The sequence below is a fragment of the Vreelandella zhaodongensis genome, from assembly GCF_013415115.1.
Lineage (GTDB): Bacteria > Pseudomonadota > Gammaproteobacteria > Pseudomonadales > Halomonadaceae > Vreelandella > Vreelandella zhaodongensis.
Genome location: NZ_JACCDD010000005.1, coordinates 120,061 through 136,918, shown reverse-complemented (window position 1 = coordinate 136,918; position 16,858 = coordinate 120,061). Strand labels below are relative to the sequence as shown.

Annotated in this window: 18 protein-coding genes and 1 tRNA gene; 8 read left to right on the top strand and 11 right to left on the bottom strand. The window is 53.4% G+C overall.

The features are described 5' to 3' along the window. The first annotated feature begins 44 nt into the window (after window positions 1-44). From HZS79_RS10370 to HZS79_RS10350, 5 genes are all read left to right on the top strand, one after another. Complete coding sequence (locus HZS79_RS10370; RefSeq protein ID WP_179927822.1) at window positions 45-986, top strand: ABC transporter substrate-binding protein; 942 nt, start codon at window positions 45-47, stop codon at window positions 984-986. A 68-nt stretch (window positions 987-1,054) separates the two neighbouring features. Beyond that, window positions 1,055-2,023: a FecCD family ABC transporter permease gene (locus tag HZS79_RS10365; protein WP_162217829.1), complete on the top strand. Its 969-nt coding sequence runs from the start codon at window positions 1,055-1,057 to the stop codon at window positions 2,021-2,023. 60 nt (window positions 2,024-2,083) lie between these two features. Continuing rightward, entirely contained in the window at window positions 2,084-3,217 is a 1,134-nt protein-coding gene (locus tag HZS79_RS10360) for a FecCD family ABC transporter permease (RefSeq protein WP_179927821.1), read from the top strand. Then, window positions 3,214-4,023 carry an ABC transporter ATP-binding protein gene (locus tag HZS79_RS10355; protein ID WP_179927820.1) on the top strand — a complete coding sequence of 270 codons (810 nt, stop codon included), beginning with the start codon at window positions 3,214-3,216 and terminating at the stop codon, window positions 4,021-4,023. The genes HZS79_RS10360 and HZS79_RS10355 overlap by 4 nt, the downstream gene beginning before the upstream one ends. 62 nt (window positions 4,024-4,085) lie before the next feature. Then, window positions 4,086-5,939 carry an ABC transporter ATP-binding protein gene (locus tag HZS79_RS10350; protein ID WP_371829570.1) on the top strand — a complete coding sequence of 618 codons (1,854 nt, stop codon included), beginning with the start codon at window positions 4,086-4,088 and terminating at the stop codon, window positions 5,937-5,939. An 18-nt stretch (window positions 5,940-5,957) separates the two neighbouring features. Here HZS79_RS10350 and HZS79_RS10345 read toward each other — a convergent pair whose 3' ends face one another. Further along, entirely contained in the window at window positions 5,958-6,548 is a 591-nt protein-coding gene (locus HZS79_RS10345) for a hypothetical protein (protein ID WP_179927819.1), read from the bottom strand. 127 nt (window positions 6,549-6,675) lie between these two features. Between HZS79_RS10345 and HZS79_RS10340 the strand changes: the two genes are divergently transcribed. Then, window positions 6,676-6,752: transfer RNA gene (locus HZS79_RS10340), tRNA-Ile, on the top strand. 188 nt (window positions 6,753-6,940) lie between these two features. Here the strand turns inward: HZS79_RS10340 and HZS79_RS10335 are convergent. The 5 genes from HZS79_RS10335 to HZS79_RS10315 all read right to left on the bottom strand — a co-directional run bounded on the left by HZS79_RS10335 (window position 6,941) and on the right by HZS79_RS10315 (window position 9,875). Beyond that, window positions 6,941-7,429: a PIN domain-containing protein gene (locus HZS79_RS10335; protein WP_179927818.1), complete on the bottom strand. Its 489-nt coding sequence runs from the start codon at window positions 7,427-7,429 to the stop codon at window positions 6,941-6,943. Beyond that, window positions 7,404-8,495: an XRE family transcriptional regulator gene (locus tag HZS79_RS10330; protein ID WP_179927817.1), complete on the bottom strand. Its 1,092-nt coding sequence runs from the start codon at window positions 8,493-8,495 to the stop codon at window positions 7,404-7,406. Before HZS79_RS10330 ends, HZS79_RS10335 begins: the two co-directional genes overlap by 26 nt. Before the next feature lie 317 nt (window positions 8,496-8,812). After that, window positions 8,813-9,097, bottom strand: coding sequence for a NadS family protein (gene nadS, locus HZS79_RS10325; RefSeq protein WP_179927816.1), 285 nt, complete (start codon window positions 9,095-9,097; stop codon window positions 8,813-8,815). Between the two features lie 206 nt (window positions 9,098-9,303). Continuing rightward, the gene (locus tag HZS79_RS10320) at window positions 9,304-9,594 is read right to left on the bottom strand and encodes a type II toxin-antitoxin system RelE/ParE family toxin (protein ID WP_218927980.1); all 291 of its coding nucleotides are present in this window, start codon (window positions 9,592-9,594) and stop codon (window positions 9,304-9,306) included. After that, entirely contained in the window at window positions 9,591-9,875 is a 285-nt protein-coding gene (locus tag HZS79_RS10315; RefSeq protein ID WP_179927815.1) for a CopG family ribbon-helix-helix protein, read from the bottom strand. Before HZS79_RS10315 ends, HZS79_RS10320 begins: the two co-directional genes overlap by 4 nt. 331 nt (window positions 9,876-10,206) lie before the next feature. On the opposite strand from HZS79_RS10315, the gene HZS79_RS10310 reads away from it, so the two are divergent. Continuing rightward, window positions 10,207-11,178 carry a Rieske (2Fe-2S) protein gene (locus HZS79_RS10310; RefSeq protein WP_179927814.1) on the top strand — a complete coding sequence of 324 codons (972 nt, stop codon included), beginning with the start codon at window positions 10,207-10,209 and terminating at the stop codon, window positions 11,176-11,178. A 361-nt stretch (window positions 11,179-11,539) separates the two neighbouring features. Here the strand turns inward: HZS79_RS10310 and HZS79_RS10305 are convergent, their stop codons facing one another. Continuing rightward, the gene (locus HZS79_RS10305) at window positions 11,540-12,247 is read right to left on the bottom strand and encodes a Crp/Fnr family transcriptional regulator (RefSeq protein ID WP_179927813.1); all 708 of its coding nucleotides are present in this window, start codon (window positions 12,245-12,247) and stop codon (window positions 11,540-11,542) included. A 199-nt stretch (window positions 12,248-12,446) separates the two neighbouring features. After that, window positions 12,447-13,166 (bottom strand): Crp/Fnr family transcriptional regulator, encoded by a 720-nt coding sequence (locus HZS79_RS10300; RefSeq protein ID WP_162218712.1) that lies wholly within the window; start codon window positions 13,164-13,166, stop codon window positions 12,447-12,449. A 243-nt stretch (window positions 13,167-13,409) separates the two neighbouring features. On the opposite strand from HZS79_RS10300, the gene HZS79_RS10295 reads away from it, so the two are divergent. Continuing rightward, window positions 13,410-14,996 (top strand): serine hydrolase domain-containing protein, encoded by a 1,587-nt coding sequence (locus HZS79_RS10295; protein ID WP_340159019.1) that lies wholly within the window; start codon window positions 13,410-13,412, stop codon window positions 14,994-14,996. Here HZS79_RS10295 and HZS79_RS10290 read toward each other — a convergent pair. Genes HZS79_RS10290 through HZS79_RS10280 form a run of 3 tightly spaced genes read right to left on the bottom strand, consistent with a single transcriptional unit; the run spans window position 14,993 to window position 16,571 of the window. Next, entirely contained in the window at window positions 14,993-15,325 is a 333-nt protein-coding gene (locus HZS79_RS10290; RefSeq protein ID WP_162218709.1) for an AzlD domain-containing protein, read from the bottom strand. The genes HZS79_RS10295 and HZS79_RS10290 overlap by 4 nt on opposite strands. Then, window positions 15,322-16,044: an AzlC family ABC transporter permease gene (locus HZS79_RS10285; RefSeq protein WP_179927812.1), complete on the bottom strand. Its 723-nt coding sequence runs from the start codon at window positions 16,042-16,044 to the stop codon at window positions 15,322-15,324. The genes HZS79_RS10290 and HZS79_RS10285 overlap by 4 nt, the downstream gene beginning before the upstream one ends. Next, on the bottom strand, window positions 16,044-16,571 hold the full coding sequence (locus HZS79_RS10280; protein ID WP_179927811.1) for a helix-turn-helix domain-containing protein: 528 nt from the start codon (window positions 16,569-16,571) through the stop codon (window positions 16,044-16,046). The genes HZS79_RS10285 and HZS79_RS10280 overlap by 1 nt, the downstream gene beginning before the upstream one ends. Window positions 16,572-16,858 lie beyond the last annotated feature (287 nt).

Below are 16,858 nucleotides of genomic sequence, written 5' to 3'. Positions count from 1 at the left end.
GAATCGTTACTATCAGTAGCCACTAACATTCAGGAGAGTCACTAATGGGGTACTCGTCGCTGCGCAACTGGCTAGTGGGTATTGTGGTAAGTGGACTGTTAGTAGGTGGGTCGATGGCAAGCGTCGCACAGGCGCGCACGCTGGACACCGCTTACGGAGACGTTGAGGTTAGCGATGCGCCACAACGTGTTGTCACACTGTATGAAGGCGCACTAGATGCCGCCCTGGCGGCAGGCGTCACCCCAGTTGGGGCAGTTACCACCCGTGGAGGCGATAATGTTGCTGACTACGTGGAAGCCCATCTCAATGGCGAGCGGCCTGAGATTGTCGGTGTGGTACGTGAAATCAATATTGAAGCCGTCCTGGCCCAGCAGCCCGATTTAATTCTGGCGGCTGCTCAGCTACCCGAAGCGCAGTACCGTTTACTTTCTCGCATTGCGCCCACGGTGGTTCCCCACACTCAGCCGTTAGCGTTTGATAACTGGGAAGCGGAAGCGCGGCTTTATGGCCAGGCGCTTAACCGTGAAGAGGCAATCGAAGGCGCCATTGCGGCTGTCGATCACCGGATTAGCCAATTGGCCACTGCTATTGATGATGCCGGAGTGGGTGGCACTGTGGTGCTGGCTCGCTGGATGCCCAATGGCCCGATGGTGATGTCCACAGAGCTGATCGCCACTGGCCTATTAGCGAGAGTGGGGCTGGCGGTTCAGGATGCCGGTCTTGTCAATGAAGGTCACCCCCATAGCGACATACTCAGTCTTGAAAACCTTTCCCAGGTCGACGGCGATTGGCTATTCCTAGCCACGCTTAACGCCGATGGCCAAGCGGCGTTAGATGCCGCTAAGAAAAGCGCGGCCTTCACACGTTTGGACGTGGTTAAACAAGACCAAGTTGTGCCGGTGAATGGCCAGCTGTGGAGCAGCGCCAATGGCCCGTTGGCTGCTCAGGCCATGTTGGATGACATTGAGAACGCATTGTTGCCGTGAAAGATGCCGTGACATCACTACCTAGCGCAGTGAGCAGCGCCAGCCGGCGCTATGCTCCCCGTACATGGATGCTTATTCTTCTCACCGCCCTTGTGGCGGTGAGCGTCGTTAGTTTGCTGATTGGGGCAGGTGAGGTAGGGCCACGGCGAGTCCTGGGGTTGCTGCAAAACGCAAGCGACAGCGAGGCGCAGTTTATCGTCTGGGAGCTGCGCGCTCCACGCACCTTAATTGGTATAGCTGTCGGTATTTCATTGGGCGTTGCTGGGGCGCTGCTCCAAGCCATTTCCCGCAACCCACTTGCCGAACCTGGTTTGTTAGGGGTAAGCGCTGGGGCGGCTTTTGCGGTAGCACTGGCACTCGTGCTAGGGGCGAGCGCTGCTACGCTACGTATCTCGGTTGCCCAGCTAGGAGCATTGGTTGGCTGCATCTGTGTTCTCAGCGTGGCGCGTTTTCGTGGAGTGGGGAATGACCCCGTGCGCCTAGTGCTGGCGGGGGCGGCATTTTCTGGATTGTTAGGCTCACTCACCTCATTAATGCTGTTGTACGATCAGCGGGCCGCCGATGAGATTCGTTTTTGGGTGGTGGGCAGCCTTGCCGGAAGACGGCTGGATGATCTTGTGGCGGTGCTGCCGAGCTTATTAGTCGCGGCGATAGCGGTGGTTGTTATGGCGAGGCCACTGGCAGCGCTGGCGCTAGGTGAGCGAGCGGCGAGTGGCCTGGGGCATCACCCCACGCTGATTCGCTGGGTAGCCGTAGGCTGCGTAGCACTGCTGGTTGGCGCGGCGACTGCCATTGCAGGGCCGATTGCCTTTGTAGGACTGGTGGTGCCGTTTGTAGCGCGAGCGTTTGCCGGGCCGGATATTCGCCGCACGCTGTGGTTTTGCCTGCCTATTGGCCCACTGATTGTGCTCACAGCGGATATTATCTCGCGTGTTGTCGTTGCACCTTCCGAGCTGCCATTGGGCGTGCTCACCGCGCTATGTGGCGCGCCGGTATTGATAGCGGTGGTGCGTGCCAAACGGCTCCCGATGCTATAACGCCTTTTTTTAACACCATGCCGCCCAGGCGTCACGGTGTCATCTTGGTGATGTGTTGATATGAAAATAATGGCGAATCATCCGTCTTTAACGGGCGTTGCCACCGAAAGCCATGCTGTTCCAAACCATGCCGCGGAATATGCCAATAGGGTGCCAGCGCCGGAAGGTTACTGGCATATCGCGCTGCCCCGTTGGGGCTATAGTTTTCTTCTCGAAAAGCGCGCACTAGCGGTCAATATTGGTTTGTTGATTGCGCTGCTGGCAGCGTGCCTTCTCTATCTAAGCTTAGGTAACGTACCGCTGGCGCCCAGTGCGGTCATTCCTGCGGTATTGGGGAAAGGTGACATGATGACGGCCTTTATGGTTCAGGAGTTGCGCTTACCACGTTTAATCGCTGCTTGCTTTACCGGAGCGGCGTTCGCGCTTTCAGGTATTTTGATGCAAACCCTGGCCCGCAATCGTCTGGCTACGCCCGGTATTATCGGTATTGATAACGGCGCGACGGCCTTCGCTGTGGCCTCTATTGTGGGCATGGGCGTGTCTATTGCGCCACCCGCCATGGCCCTGGCAGGGGCAACCACTGCCGCTGTGCTTACCTTTGGCTTGGCTGCTGGTAGTGGCACCCAGGGTTACCGGTTTATTGTCGCGGGGATTGGTGTGGGGGCGGTATTTGGTGCGATCACTCAACTGATGCTGGCGCAGGTAGCGATCGATACCGCCAATGCCGCTTATCCATGGACTGTTGGCTCGTTGAATGCCCGCCCAGGCGGGGCAGTACAGCTACTGGGCATTGGCTTGGCATTAGGGATAGTTGCCGCCTTGGCGCTGGCGCGCTCGCTGAGCCTGCTGCGTTTTAAAGATGCCACTGCCAGCGGTCTCGGCGTTCGTGTCAAAGCTCGTAGGCTGCAGGTGCTAATGCTATCTGTCGTGCTCACTGCCTTTGCGGTTGCCGTGGCGGGGCCGGTGGGCATGGTTGCGTTGATTGGCCCTGAAATTGCCCGCTCGCTTTCCCGCGCCCGCCATGTGCCGATTCTAGCCGCCACCTTAGCGGGGGCTCTGGTGATGCTGTTGGCAGACCTTGCCGGGCGCACCCTGTTTGCCCCCGTTGAAATTCCTGTGGGCATTGTCACTGCGGTGGTTGGTGGCCCCTGGCTAATCTGGATATTAATGCGCCCACAACGGAGCCGCCCATGAATGGCACATCGCTTTCACCAACGCTTGCCACCGATGCGTTGTGTATGAGCTACGGCCAACGTCGAGTAATTGAAGACCTGGGCGTTAGCTTACCCAGTGGGCAGGTCACGGCCATTGTTGGCCCTAACGGCTGTGGCAAATCAACGCTACTTTCTGGTCTGGCTCGTCTGCACAAACCTGACAGCGGCGCGGTACTGCTGGATAGTCAGGATATTCAGCGTCTGCCCGCGCGTCAGTTAGCCACCCAGCTAGCGTTGTTGCCCCAAGAAGCAGTGGCTCCGGAAGGGCTAACCGTCACCGAGTTAATTCGCTTTGGCCGGCAACCCCACCAAGGCTGGCTGCGTCAATGGTCGTCTGAAGACCAGCGTGTGGTGCAGTACGCGCTCGATGCTGCTGGTTTGGAAGACCTTGCCGACCGGCCGTTAGAGGCGCTTTCCGGCGGGCAACGCCAGCGCGCCTGGATCGCCATGACCATTGCTCAGCAAACCCCATTACTGTTACTAGATGAACCGACCTCTGCACTCGACTTAGGCCACCAGATTGAAGTATTCGAGTTAGTGCGCCACTTGGCTTGCCATGGCCGTACGGTAGTGATGGTATTACATGACCTCGCCAGCGCCTGCCGTTATTCAGACAACCTGATAGCCATGCGCGATGGCCAGGTTATTGCGCAGGGAGCGCCTGCCGAGGTAGTCACGCCAGCGCTAGTGCGTGAGCTTTACCAGGTAGACTGCACGCTGCTGCTTGACCCGGATACTGGAAGCCCCTTGCTGGCCAATGTGCGCCGTTTGGCTCGGCCAGAATAAGCGTCACGCTGTAACGCAGCTTAATAGGTTGCCTACCATTTACTTCTTTAAAAGGAACCGATGTGGCTTCTTCTCCACCCGATTCTCACGCTAAACCTTCAGGAAATCAGGGGGCTCATAGCCAAAGCTTTCAAGCACTCGTGCGACTGCTGCGCTATGCCAAAGGGTATCGGCGGCGGATTGCCGCAGCGACCACCTGCTCCATTATCAACAAACTGTTTGATATCGCTCCGGAAATCCTTATCGGTGTGGCGATTGATGTGGTGGTGAACCAGGAAAATAGCTTTGTAGCGAGGCTTGGCTTCGAAACGCCGCACCAGCAAATCGCCATTCTTGCGGTGCTAACGTTCTTTATTTGGGCGGGGGAGTCGCTGTTCGAGTACCTCTACCAGATCCTCTGGCGCAACCTTGCCCAGCGGCTGCAGGCGGATATGCGCCAGGATACCTACGAGCACGCCCAGCGATTGGACATGGCGTTTTTCGAATCGAAAAGCTCCGGCCAGCTTGTCGCCACCATGAACGACGACGTAAACCAGTTGGAACGCTTTTTAGACGGCGGTGCCAACTCGCTGATTCAAGTTGGCGTGACCGTAGTGGCGGTGGGTGCGGTGTTCTTTGTGCTGTCGCCGCTTATCGCTTTACTGGCGTTTACCCCAATCCCACTGATCATTTGGGGTGCCTTCTTCTTCCAACGTAAAGCTGGGCCGCTGTACAGCGATGTGCGTGAAAAAGTTGGTGATTTGGCCAGCCGTCTTTCCAATAACCTGAGTGGCATCGCCACCATTAAAAGCTTTACCAGCGAAACGCGGGAAGCCGAGCGGCTGCGCGCGGTTAGTGAAGCCTATCTAGAAGCCAATCGTCGGGCGATTAGGGTGAGCTCCGCCTTTATTCCGGTCATTCGTATGGCGATTCTGGCAGGCTTTCTTGCCACTTTTACCGTTGGCGGCATGATGGCGCTGAACGGTACTCTGAATGTCGGTGCTTACGGTGTGCTGGTTTTCCTTACCCAACGCCTGCTGTGGCCGCTTACCGGCCTTGCCCAGGTGATTGACTTGTTCGAGCGCGCCATGGCCAGCACCAAGCGAATTCTTGACCTGCTGGAAGTGCCGATTACGGTGAAAGATGACAGCACGACGCCCCTGGCTGCGCCGATTAAAGGCGAGGTGCGATTCGAAGCGGTGAGTTTCCACTATGCCGAGAGCCACGTCGGGGTGAAGGGCATCGACCTGCATGTGCCAGCAGGCAACACCTTAGCGCTGGTAGGGGCGACGGGTTCCGGCAAATCGACCCTGATCAAACTGCTGCTACGTTTCTACGACCCCACCAGCGGTCGTGTACTGGTCGACGGCCAGCCGATCACCGACGTCAGCATGCACTCGCTGCGCCAAGCGATTGGTTTGGTCAGCCAGGATGTGTATCTGTTTGAAGGCAGCATTCGCGACAACATTGCTTACGGCAAACCCGATGCCTCTGAGGCCGAGATTATGGACGCCGCGAAAACCGCCGAAGCCTGGAGCTTTATTGAAACGCTGCCCCAAGGATTGGAAACCCCCGTTGGTGAGCGGGGCGTGCGGCTTTCTGGCGGCCAACGCCAGCGACTTTCGCTGGCCAGGGCGCTGCTTAAAGATCCGCCAATTCTGGTGCTGGATGAAGCCACTAGCGCGGTGGATAACGAAACTGAAGCCGCCATTCAGCGTTCACTAAAGCGCATCGCCCATGGCCGCACGGTGATTATGATTGCCCACCGGCTTTCAACCATTGTGCATGCCGATGAGATCGTGGTGATCGAGCAAGGCCAAGTGGCTGAGCGCGGCAACCATTCAAACTTGCTGGCGGCCGATGGCCACTATGCCGCCCAGTGGCGAGTACAAACTGGCGCCGCCCAGGCAGGAGATGTGGAAACACTCAGTCACTGAGCGCGCCTTTTTAACGTGCTAGCGATTCACCAGAAGGGCATTCAGGGTGACTGGTACGTGCTCGTCAATCTCTTGATAGCCTAACAACGACAGCACGGTTCGCACCGTGCTGTTGGCCATCAGCGCGTTACCATCTAGCGCCATGGGCTCAGCGTGGGTAACGCGCACCTCGTTCAATCCTTCACGGGTAAAGCGTAGCGGCACCGCCTCTTGCTGATTAATCAGGTCGGTTTGTACCCGAAAGGTCAACGTTTCCACCATGGATTCACCAATATCCAAACCATCCAAGCGCTCCGGTGGCATTTGCGTGACCAGCGTGACCAGCGTGGTATTGGCCAGTAAGCCCACCCACGGCGGCAAATCACCAAAGCGGGTAAGCAAATCCGTTTGGCTCAAACGCAACGGCAGGCGCAGGGTGCCATCATCAGAAATATCACCCTGCAAATTACTCACCTGATGGTGGTGGGTTTGTGGGGCATCGCCATCTAATTGAGTAATCGACGCCTGTACCTGCGACTGACCAGGGTCTAGCTGCCAATCCGCATGAACCGGCACCGCCAACAATAGCGGGATAAGAGCAATCAAAGCTTTCACAGCGCGTCTCCGCATTAGGAACTCACTACCAGACCTCACGCTTTTAAATAAGTGCCCCTAAAAAATTGCTGCGATCACCACAAGATAGCACTGCTAGGGGTAGCCTCGCCCGAACACATTCGCTATTATATGCACGCTTTGCGGGCCTATAGCTCAGTTGGTTAGAGCAGGGGACTCATAATCCCTTGGTCGTAGGTTCAAGTCCTACTGGGCCCACCATTTCTATATTTGCCTATTTTAAAAGCTGGGGATTATCAGTCCCTTGGTTTGCGGCAATAAAAGCTTTCAATTTCTTAAGTCTATACAACTGAGTGACTAAGCGAGTACGCATGATTATGCCGCTATGGTCTAAGGCGGTAGTATGGCTATAAATTTTATAGGTTCGTGCGTGCCTGTATAGGCAAATACTATCGCCAACGGTCTAGTCGTTGATGGCATTCGTTTTTCGGTAGCCTGGCACCCGCTTTTAGCATCGATTCCAAAGAGTCGGCCAGTTGGCTTGGCGAAAGAAGGGCATGAGCTTCCAGCTCATCTAATATCCAAAGTACACCACGAACCTCTAGTTTGCTTTGTTGCCCTGATTTCCTGAGTGCGCCGTCATTGGTCAGCAGCGTCCAGCCTCTTTCCTTGGCTAGGAAGTAGCACGACACATCCGCTAGTGAGGAATTACCCAATGTTTGGCGTAGCATAAAAAGCGTTGTAACTTCCTCACCATTGAATGCCTCAACCACAAGGCCTAATTCCGTTAATTCTTGGCCAGTGGGCTTTTTCAGCTCCCGCCACACAAAGTCGGTGGTAACGAACTGGTGAGGTAGGGCAAACACGGTTTCAAGCAGGCCACTGCGGTGAAGATCTATCCAGATATTGGTATCAGAGACAAGAATTTTCGCTGACATGCTCACCATCACCTGCCTGTCCGTTTGCCATGATTTCCTCAATCTCGCCGAGGCTTACACTGAGTAACTCCGCTGCTCTTGAAGGAGTAACCAGTCCTTCAGCCAGCGCCCTGTAAACCAATTGCTTCAGGCGATAGGATTTTTCAGGCTCTTGTCGACCAGGTTCACTTTTTCGAAAACCCTTCATCGACCACAGGCGAAAAGTGTTCTGATAGAAGCTCGAACTAACGATATCCAGGTCATATAACCGGCGCAAAGTGGCTTGAATAGAAATACCCCACTCCTCCTTGGCCAAAAGAAACTCTTGGAACAGCACCCGTTTGCGGTGCTCACCAAAGGTGACGCGCACTTGATTTGCAGGGAAGAGAAACGCCCCAGCAAAGCGGTGGCACCAGTTTTCTTCACCCCGAGTGCCATGAAGCTCCTCAGGCAATGACATAACCAAATGTCCTAGCTCATGGGCGAGATTAAAACGCTGACGTTCACCAGGACGCTCAGTATTACTGACAATAACGGCATCCGCGCCATCGTTGACGAGGGCGCAAAGCCCATCAAATTTCTCGTGAGCCTGAAGACTGACGACTTTAATGCCGTTTTCTTCCAGGGTTTCAGTCATATTGGCGATGGGGTTTAGCCCAAGCTGCCATTCTTCGCGGAGTTTATTAGCTGCTTGTTCAACTTCATCGATATTGGATACGGAAAAACGCTGATGCCATTTGGAAAATTCATCAGGTGATTGGCCGGTGTGAAACAGGCTCTCTGCTGCTAAATAGCGCTCAAGATGCTCACGCACTTGCTCCTTGACGGCTTCTTGCTGGCGTTTCCCAAAGGCAGAGTGCTTACGGAAATCTACTTTTCCCAGTTCTACTGAGTCTGAACGGAAAAAATACTCAGGGTTAACCCCAAGCGCATCCGCCAGCTGAATCAAGCGAGTCGAACTGGGCGCGTCCTTGCCCTGTTCATATTTCGACAGAGCTTGCTTGGTTATGTCTCCCAGCAGATCAGCTAACTGCTGCAAGGTCATATTCTTAAGGACACGCGCACGATGTATACGATCATGCAGCATGATTTTCTACCTTATTTTAAGATGGTTTAAGTTGACAATGTGATGATTCGGTTGATGCCTGTCAACCAAATATGTAAATTTAGACATAGGAATACTTCATGTAGTGGCTTCTTTATTAGAGAGCTACTACAAGGAAATCAGGGAAGACGAAATGAAGAAAAGGATTCCCAACCAAGGTTGCCGCCTTGGCCGAGAGGACGCGAAAGAGCAGGACTTAGCATGGCGGCCCTGTTCTCTTGGCGAGTTGCTATATTCGATAGCATGGCGAAGATTAATCTTTGCCTGGCCAAAGGTCATTGCTTGTATTGGTAAAAGCGCTAATGCGAAGCAAGTTCGTTGAAAAAAGCTGGGTTGTCTTGAATTGTCGCCAGTACCTTAGCGGCTAGCCCCGTTGGGTTACGGCGCTTGGTTTCCCAGCTTTTGATGGTGTCCACACTAGTTCCCATGGCCTCGGCAAACTCCGCCTGAGAGACATGAAGCTTGGCGCGAATGGCTTTTACATCAGCCACCTCATGGCGTGTGATGCGACTGGCCTGCGCTTTACCATGTTTGATCTCAACGGCTTCCTGCAGCGATGTTTGCAGTTCGTCAAAAATGCTCATTTGGAAACTTCCCCCTTCAGTTGGTGGGTCAGTGTTTTCAGTGCAGCCTTTTCATCGGGCGTTAAGCTGTCTTTCATGCTCTTGGGGTAGGCCATGAGCGTGACGGCTTGTGACGACGCGGTTGCTATGTCCAAGTAACGCTTGAGCCACTGTCCCTGTGCGTCAACCTGGAAAGCCTCATCCGCAAGTCTTCCCTTGATTTACTCCTAACGTTGGGTTGCAGGTGGCCATTGGAGAGCCGTATGCACCACGTTAAGCACACGTACCTGTATGCACACGATGTCATAGACAAGCATGTAATTGGGGTGGACGATCAGCTCGAGGGTGCCCGGCGTCCTGTCAGTCCGTCCGCTGCTAGGGTGATTCATCAGAATTGCGGCCTGCTCGGAAAAAAGCCCATCTAGCGTCAAGGCCGCCAGCGGGTTTTCAATCTCTATGTAATCGTAAATGTCATGACGGTCTTGTATTGCCTCCGGTGTCCAGGCCAGCTCTATCATTTAGTCTTTGCCAGCCGGGCTTGGGTTGCTGCACGACGGGCTGCAAACTTGGCTTCAACATCGGTGGCTGGGATAAGATTACCTGCTTCCGCAGAAGCTCGTGACTGCTCTACCTTGGCAATCAACCAAGAGTCATAATCCTGTGCTTGCTGCTGCGCCACATAGCTGCGCATAAAGTCGCGCAGAAGCTGTGCCCCTGTACGGTCGTGGGCCTTGGCTACACTGGAAAATTCTGTTTTAAGGTCCTCATCGACCTGAAAGGTAAAGGTAGCATCGCTCATGATACATATCCTCATGTGTTACACGGTAAGTGCATGGTGGCACAGAAGGTTTGCTATGCATCTACTCTAGCTAGTCATGAAGAAGTAGCGCAGTGGCTCAAATGCTAGAATTCAATTACTTACCTACTGCAATTGTACCTTTTTTACGTCCTTGTTCTTGAGCTTGGCCAGTATTCTTGCCATGGTTTCTTCGTCATTGCGGGCGGGGAGGGAGGTTGAGTGTCAGGTTGATATTTTTCTCTTTATTCCCTGAGCTCAGGCATCAAGACAGGTATTTGGTAATGTGAAATTGGTTTTTAAAATATTGATTATAATATAAAAAGGAATTTTTATGCGTATTGGGCAGGTGGTAGGTGCTGTCGCGATGGCAGTCAAAATGTTCGTGACACCAGTTTTCGCTGATGGCTATCCGGAGTCCTTGATTAATCGACATCTTCAGGAGGCCAAAGAAACCGTTGATGTGAACCTGTCTCAGCTTAAACCTGGTCAGCGACTGATCATCGAATACATCGATTACCCAGTGTTTATCTATCGGCGTACAGAGGCAGACTTAAATGAGTTAGAAGACAATGTGATGAAGCGAGCTGACCCTGATGGAGAAACCCATCAAGTCAGTATCGATAAAATGTACACCTATTCAGGCGCTCGGGTCTTGTCGCAGATATTATCGATCACTCCGCCCGATATTACGCACCAAGCATATCGCTCGCTAAGCGAAGAATATTTTGTTGCTGTAAGTTTTGGACCGGTAGAGCGATGTATGCTCCGATTTGTTGATAATGATAAACAAACCCCTACCGTATTCTTCGATCCGTGTAGTGGAGTACGTTATGACACGGCTGGACGAGCGCTTTCGAATGCAAACAAAGCTGAATCTGAAGTGGCACGTTTTAGTTTATATATTCCGCCTCATTCTTTTCCAGGTAACTCTTTACTCAAATTAGGTTTAGGCCCTGAAGATTGGCCTCTTCCTGATCCACCGGAAGTTCGAATTCATGATCAGCATCTTAGCCCTACACAACGCTTGATCCAGGCAGCAAACTATAACGACCTTGAAGCTGCGCGAGCTGCAATCAATGAGGGGGCGAATGCCAATTATTTCTGTTTGGGTGAAGACAGTCCGTTCAATGCTGCTATCATTGGAGGCTCAATGGAGTTGCTTAATCTTATCGTGGAGGCTGGAGGGCGGCCGACGCCTAATTCTCTGGAGGTGGCTAAAATTATGGATCGAAAAGATGCTATTGAGCTCATCAAAGAACTGGGCGATTCCTCCATCTCACGAAATGCCTTGAACCCGCCGTAAAAAGAGGGGTTAGGGAGTCGAATATAGCAGCAATTTGCACATACTGGCAGCGCTGAACTAGTTATACCGGTTAGATCTGATAAGCCCAGTGATCCTAGATTCGAAACATTGAGTATCGAGACTATCAACCCTTAGAGAGTCCCACCCTCAGTGTAACGGCACTCACAAGGAATAGTGTCAGTGCTTCCATCCTCGCTATTCGAACCATTTTTAGCCCTAGTGCTGCGCGCTAATGCCGTGGAAAATTTGACGAAGAAGTTTCCATGGTAGGGTGGTCCGTTAGGTGGCATGCATAGCCGCTCACGTCAGGGATGCCTATTTGCCTTATCAGCAAGTTGTCGTGTTGACTGTAATGATTTTTTTATAATATCAACATCTTGGAATACAATGCGCAGTCGTCGGCATAGCATTTACAGGACGCTTCGATCAGTCCCTGTCGGTCAATGATGATGATTTCTCCGCGGTGATAGCGGATAAGGCCGCGTGTCTGCAGGGCAATGGCCGCTAGTGTAATCCCCGCGCGTCGAACGCCTAGCATCATGGCTAGAAACTCGTGGGTCAGCTGCAGGGTATTCGTCTTGGCGCGGTCATGGGTCATTAATAGCCAGCGAGCGAGGCGCTCTTCAATACGGTGAAAATGAATGCAAGCTGCTGAGTTAGCCAGTTGGTTCATGACCACATAGAGGTATCGTTTCAGGCGTTGATGCAATACAGGACTACTTAACAGGAGCCGTTGAAAGTTGGCCGCGTTAATGCGTAGGGCTTGCCCCTCACCTTGAACTAATGCAAGCAGCGGTGCTTCTTCGACGCCAAGCACCAGTGAAATACCTAGCATGCCCTCACGTCCTGCCATCGCGACTTCAAGCCGACTGTCTACCAGTATGGCGATCTGTGAAATGAAGCTATCGATAGGAAAGTAGGCATGGGTAACTTGCTGGGTGGGCTGGTACAGCACCTCGCCAAAGGTAAGTTGCACGGTTTCGCAGGTAGCTATAAAGGCATCCCGCTCAGCGACAGGCAGATCAGCAAGCAATTGATTGGCATCGGCAGCGTGAAAAATAGACGTCATGTGCCTCTCCGGTTGAAAGAACCTGGCAATCGGCACAATGAAGGTTATTATCATTTCGATGTCGGCTGCAGATACATCGTCAGAAGGCCTTCTGGCTATGTATCCACATATTAACATTGGATAAATCAAGCGTCGGCACGCTAGCGTACATAACTCGCTAAAACTATTAGCATTATGTTAGCGGCTTCATTTCTATCGCTCACATAACGTTATGGTGGTTTAACAAGCGGTCATACTCGTCCTTAACGACCGAATAGCATTCGCAAACCCGCTCTTCTAGGCCTAGTCGGTCAAGCACGTTGATATGCCCTCGGTGGTAGGAGATCAGGCCAGCCCTCTGCAGTTTACCCGCCGCCTCGGTGACTCCCTCGCGACGAACGCCCAGCATGTTGGCAATTAACTCCTGAGTCATAATCAGTTCATTGCCTCGTAGTCGGTCAAGACTGAGTAGCAGCCAGCGGCATAGCTGCTGGTCGAGGTTATGATGGCGATTGCAAACTGCTGTTTGCGCCATTTGTGTCAGCAGGGCTTGGGTATAGCGCAGCAGCAGTCGCTGCATGGGGCCAGCGCGGTAAAATTCGTTTTTGAGCAGCTGGCCTTTTAGGCGTAGTGCTTTTCCGGCACTCTGCACGATCGCGCGGCTGGGGGTGGTTTCACCGCCCATGAACAACGATACGCCCACGACTCCTTCATAGCCTACGACAGCAATTTCCGTAGAGGCACCATTCTCCATTACGCACAGTAGCGAGACGATGGAATCCAGCGGAAAGTAGACATAGTTCATGTGCTGCCCTGATTCACACAGCGATTGACCCAGGGTAAGCGTCACTTCCTCAAAATGAGGCAAAAGGCGGTTCAGTTCTTCTTGCGGCAGTAAACCAAGCAACGCATTTTGCTGAAAATCACGTGGTTCAAGCATTGAATATCACCTTATCCTTAATTGACGCGCCGCTTCTGATGAAAAGTCGTCCACCTAGGGGTGCCGAATTGTGTGTTTTAGGGTTGGCCACCTCAAGTTGATAGGCACATATCTTTTAAGTATAGAGTGCTTGGAAATAAACTCTGTACGTTATCGCACATAGCGCTCATTTAAGTAGGCGTAGAAGCGGTAAATTTTTTGGGCTGTGAGTATTTTGCAACTGTGTACGCCAGCGCACAGTGAGTGATTGAATTAGCGCCTAATGTCAGTATCAGTGTGGCAACGGATATGCCTAAACAGGATGTTGCACTGCGCGCTGCAAGGAATGCAGCGCCGACCTCGCTTTCTACCAAAAGCCCAGCTCGCTGCTGGGCTTTTGGCGTTGACGCCAACTGTTCTGTTAGGCAAGAGGATTTTCTATCTATACTGGGTGCATTGCCTGTTCATCTTGAGCCTGAACAGCTAACCAAGGAGCTGGTAATGCCGCTGATACGTTGCCGTTTTATCGCTGTTTTTACGTTTGTGATACCCGTTGTACTCCTTAGCTGGGCGGTCTCCGCTAATGCTCAGCAGGCGAGCACTCAGGTATTAAGCGCTGAAGACTCTGACCCTAACCGGCTAGGATGGATGCAGGGTTTTCCTCCCGCGCCGGAGCGGGTGATTGGCCAGCCGGACTCCAACTACTTTAGCTTCCCCAAAATGCGCTGGACGGTGTGTCACTTCCGCGAGCTACTGCCCACTAAGCAGGTTAGCCGTGGGTTGGGCGCGCCTGTGCCGCTGACCTACGCATTAGATGACGCGATAAACGATGTCACTTTCACCCCGATTGACGGTAGCGAGTCTATGTCTTGGCAGGCATCGCTAAATGAGAACTACACCGATGGTCTGCTGATACTTCACCAGGGACAAGTGGTGTATGAGGTTTATTCCGGTTGTTTAGATGAAACGGGCCAGCACGGCGCTATGTCGGTGACTAAATCCATGACTGGCTTGCTGGGTGAAATTCTGGTGGCAGAAGGCGTGCTGAATGAGCAGGTGTTGGTGGGGGATATTCTGCCGGAATTAGCCGACAGTGCTTTTGGTAATGCCACTGTAAAACAGTTGCTTGAGATGACCACTGGTCTTGCTTACAGCGAAGATTACAGTGATCCCAACGCTGAAATCTGGGCCTACAATGCCGCGGCAAGCCCGTTACCCAAACCAGACGATTACACCGGACCGCGCACCTATTATGAGTATTTAGCGACGGTGCAACCGCAAGGCGAGCACGGGCAAGTATTTGGCTATAAAACGATCAACACCGATGCATTGGGATGGGTGATCGCGCGCACGACGGGCGAGTCGGTGGCATCGCTGTTGTCTTCGCGACTTTGGCAGCGGTTAGGCATGGAACAGGATGGCTACTTTACGGTAGATTCTATCGGTACGCCGTTCGCTGGTGGTGGCTTGAGTGCGGGCCTTCGGGATATGGCCAGGGTAGGGCAGCTGGTGCTCAATGAAGGCCGAATGAATGGCGAGCAGCTATTTCCCGCCGCGGCCGTTGAGCGCATTCGACAAGGCGGCGACAGACAAGCGTTTGCGGCCGCGGACTACCGTTACTTACCTGGCGGCAGCTACCGTGGCATGTGGTGGTCGCTGCATAACGAGCATGGTGCCTTTGCCGCTAGAGGCGTACACGGACAAACCATTTATATTGACCCTACCGCTGAGATGGTGATTGTGCGCTTTGCATCGCACCCGATGGCGGGCAATGCGGCTAACGATCCTACTTCGCTACCCGCCTACCAAGCCGTGGCGGAGTACTTGATGGAAAAAGCGGCCAAGCGTTAAAGCGTTGCTACGAGCTCTACTAAGCCAAACGCCGCGACTCCGGCAGCCACGGGCCAGCCTAAAGAACGTAACCGCCACCACACCAGTAGCGTGATGGAAAGCCCGATGGCGGTGGCTAGCCAGGAAATAGCGCTTGGGTTGACTGGCACAATGGAAACTCCCAGCACGGCGGCAATCATTAATGGCCCAAGAATACCCAGCCACTGAGGCATCGTGTTAATGCCCGTGTCGCTACCCAGGCGACGCTGCATCCATAAGAAGGGCACCACGCGCATCAGTAGAGTGCCAATAGCGGAAACCGCCACGGCTAGCCATAGCTCGATACTCATGATGTGCGCCTCCATGTTTCGAATTTCACCATGTAAAAGCACAGTGCGCCGCAGGCAGCAGCAAGCGGAATAGCCACGTTGCTCCACCCCGCGATGGTTAAGCCCAGTGCGGTTAAAATGGCGCACCCCATGGCGGCTGCCCAGCGTTTATTGGTGAATCGCGGTGCCACCATGGTCAAAAATAGTGCGGGCAGTGCGAAGGGCATGATTTCTCCCAGTAGCGGCCAGCGTGCGGTAAATGCTTCACCTGCTGTGGCGCCCACCGTAGTACCTACAATCCATGCACTCCACGCTAGTAGCGATGCGCCCACAAACCAGCTAAAACGCTTAGCGTCTGGCAGCTGTGGAAGCCGGGTTAAGGCCAGGGCAAACACTTGATCGGTGAGACCATGCATTAGCCAAGGCCAGTGGCGACTGCGTGGTAATAGTCCGGCTAGGTTGGGGCCGTACACCACATGGCGTACGTTGATCAGCAGTGTTAGCGCCACCACCAACCATAGCGGTGCGCCGGTGGCGATCATACCGACAAACAGAAACTGTGAAGCGCCTGCGTAAATTAGCGCTGAAATAGCCGTGGCTTCCAGCGTGCTAAAGCCTGCCTGGCTAGCCACTAACCCGAACGACAGCGCCACTGGAATGTAGCCGCCTAATAGAGGAATGGCTTCCCGTACGCCCTGCAGTGCGCTACGCCACGGCGAGTGGTTGGCAAGTTGGTTCATTATGCATCTCCCTGTTCGCCGTAGGTAACGGTGAGTAGCATGGTGGCTTCTTGGTCTTGGGTGCGGTAGCAGTGTGGCTGGTCGGCGGGAAACGTTTTGGTCTCTCCAGGCGTTAGCACTGTGGTGGCTCCCTCTGGACCTACTTCTAACCAGCCGCTAATCAGGGTCAGCGTTTCTTGAGTACCCCGTGTATGAGCTTCAGCGTGGCGCAGGGTATGGGGAGCACAACGCATCCAGTAAGCATCTACCTGGGGCACGCCTTTTCCCTGATCAATCAGCTGCACCTGCACGCCATCTTCGCCGAGAGGCACATTAATGGGGGCAACCAACGTGCCGAAGGGCACGTTAAGCTGTACTGCCAACCGCCAGATAGTATCCAGAGTTGGATTGCCGTTGCCTTGCTCAAGGCGGCACAGGTTAGATTTGGCAATACCCGCTTTATTGGCTAAATGCGACAGCGACCAGCCCCGCTCAAGCCGAAGTGCTTGAAGGTGTTGGCCTAGCGTGTTGAGTGAGGGCTTATCCATGACCTGTCGTCCAGCTGTTCTTTATATAGAACGTTCTATATAAAGAACGTTAGCCTGTCAACGATTGTGTTGATGACTTCCAGTGACATCCTTTATGCGTCGACTTTTAGATACTCACCATAAGGCAGTGCAAGGCGCTCACTGGTAATGGCGCTGGGGGAAGGGCTTCTCTAGCACATTGGCGGAGATGATCATGTCAGGTTATAGCGATGCGAGTGGGTGCAAGTGCTTCACGGGTCACAAAAGAACGGCTTGCTCTCTAAGCGGCAAGCCGTTTTATTTTATTG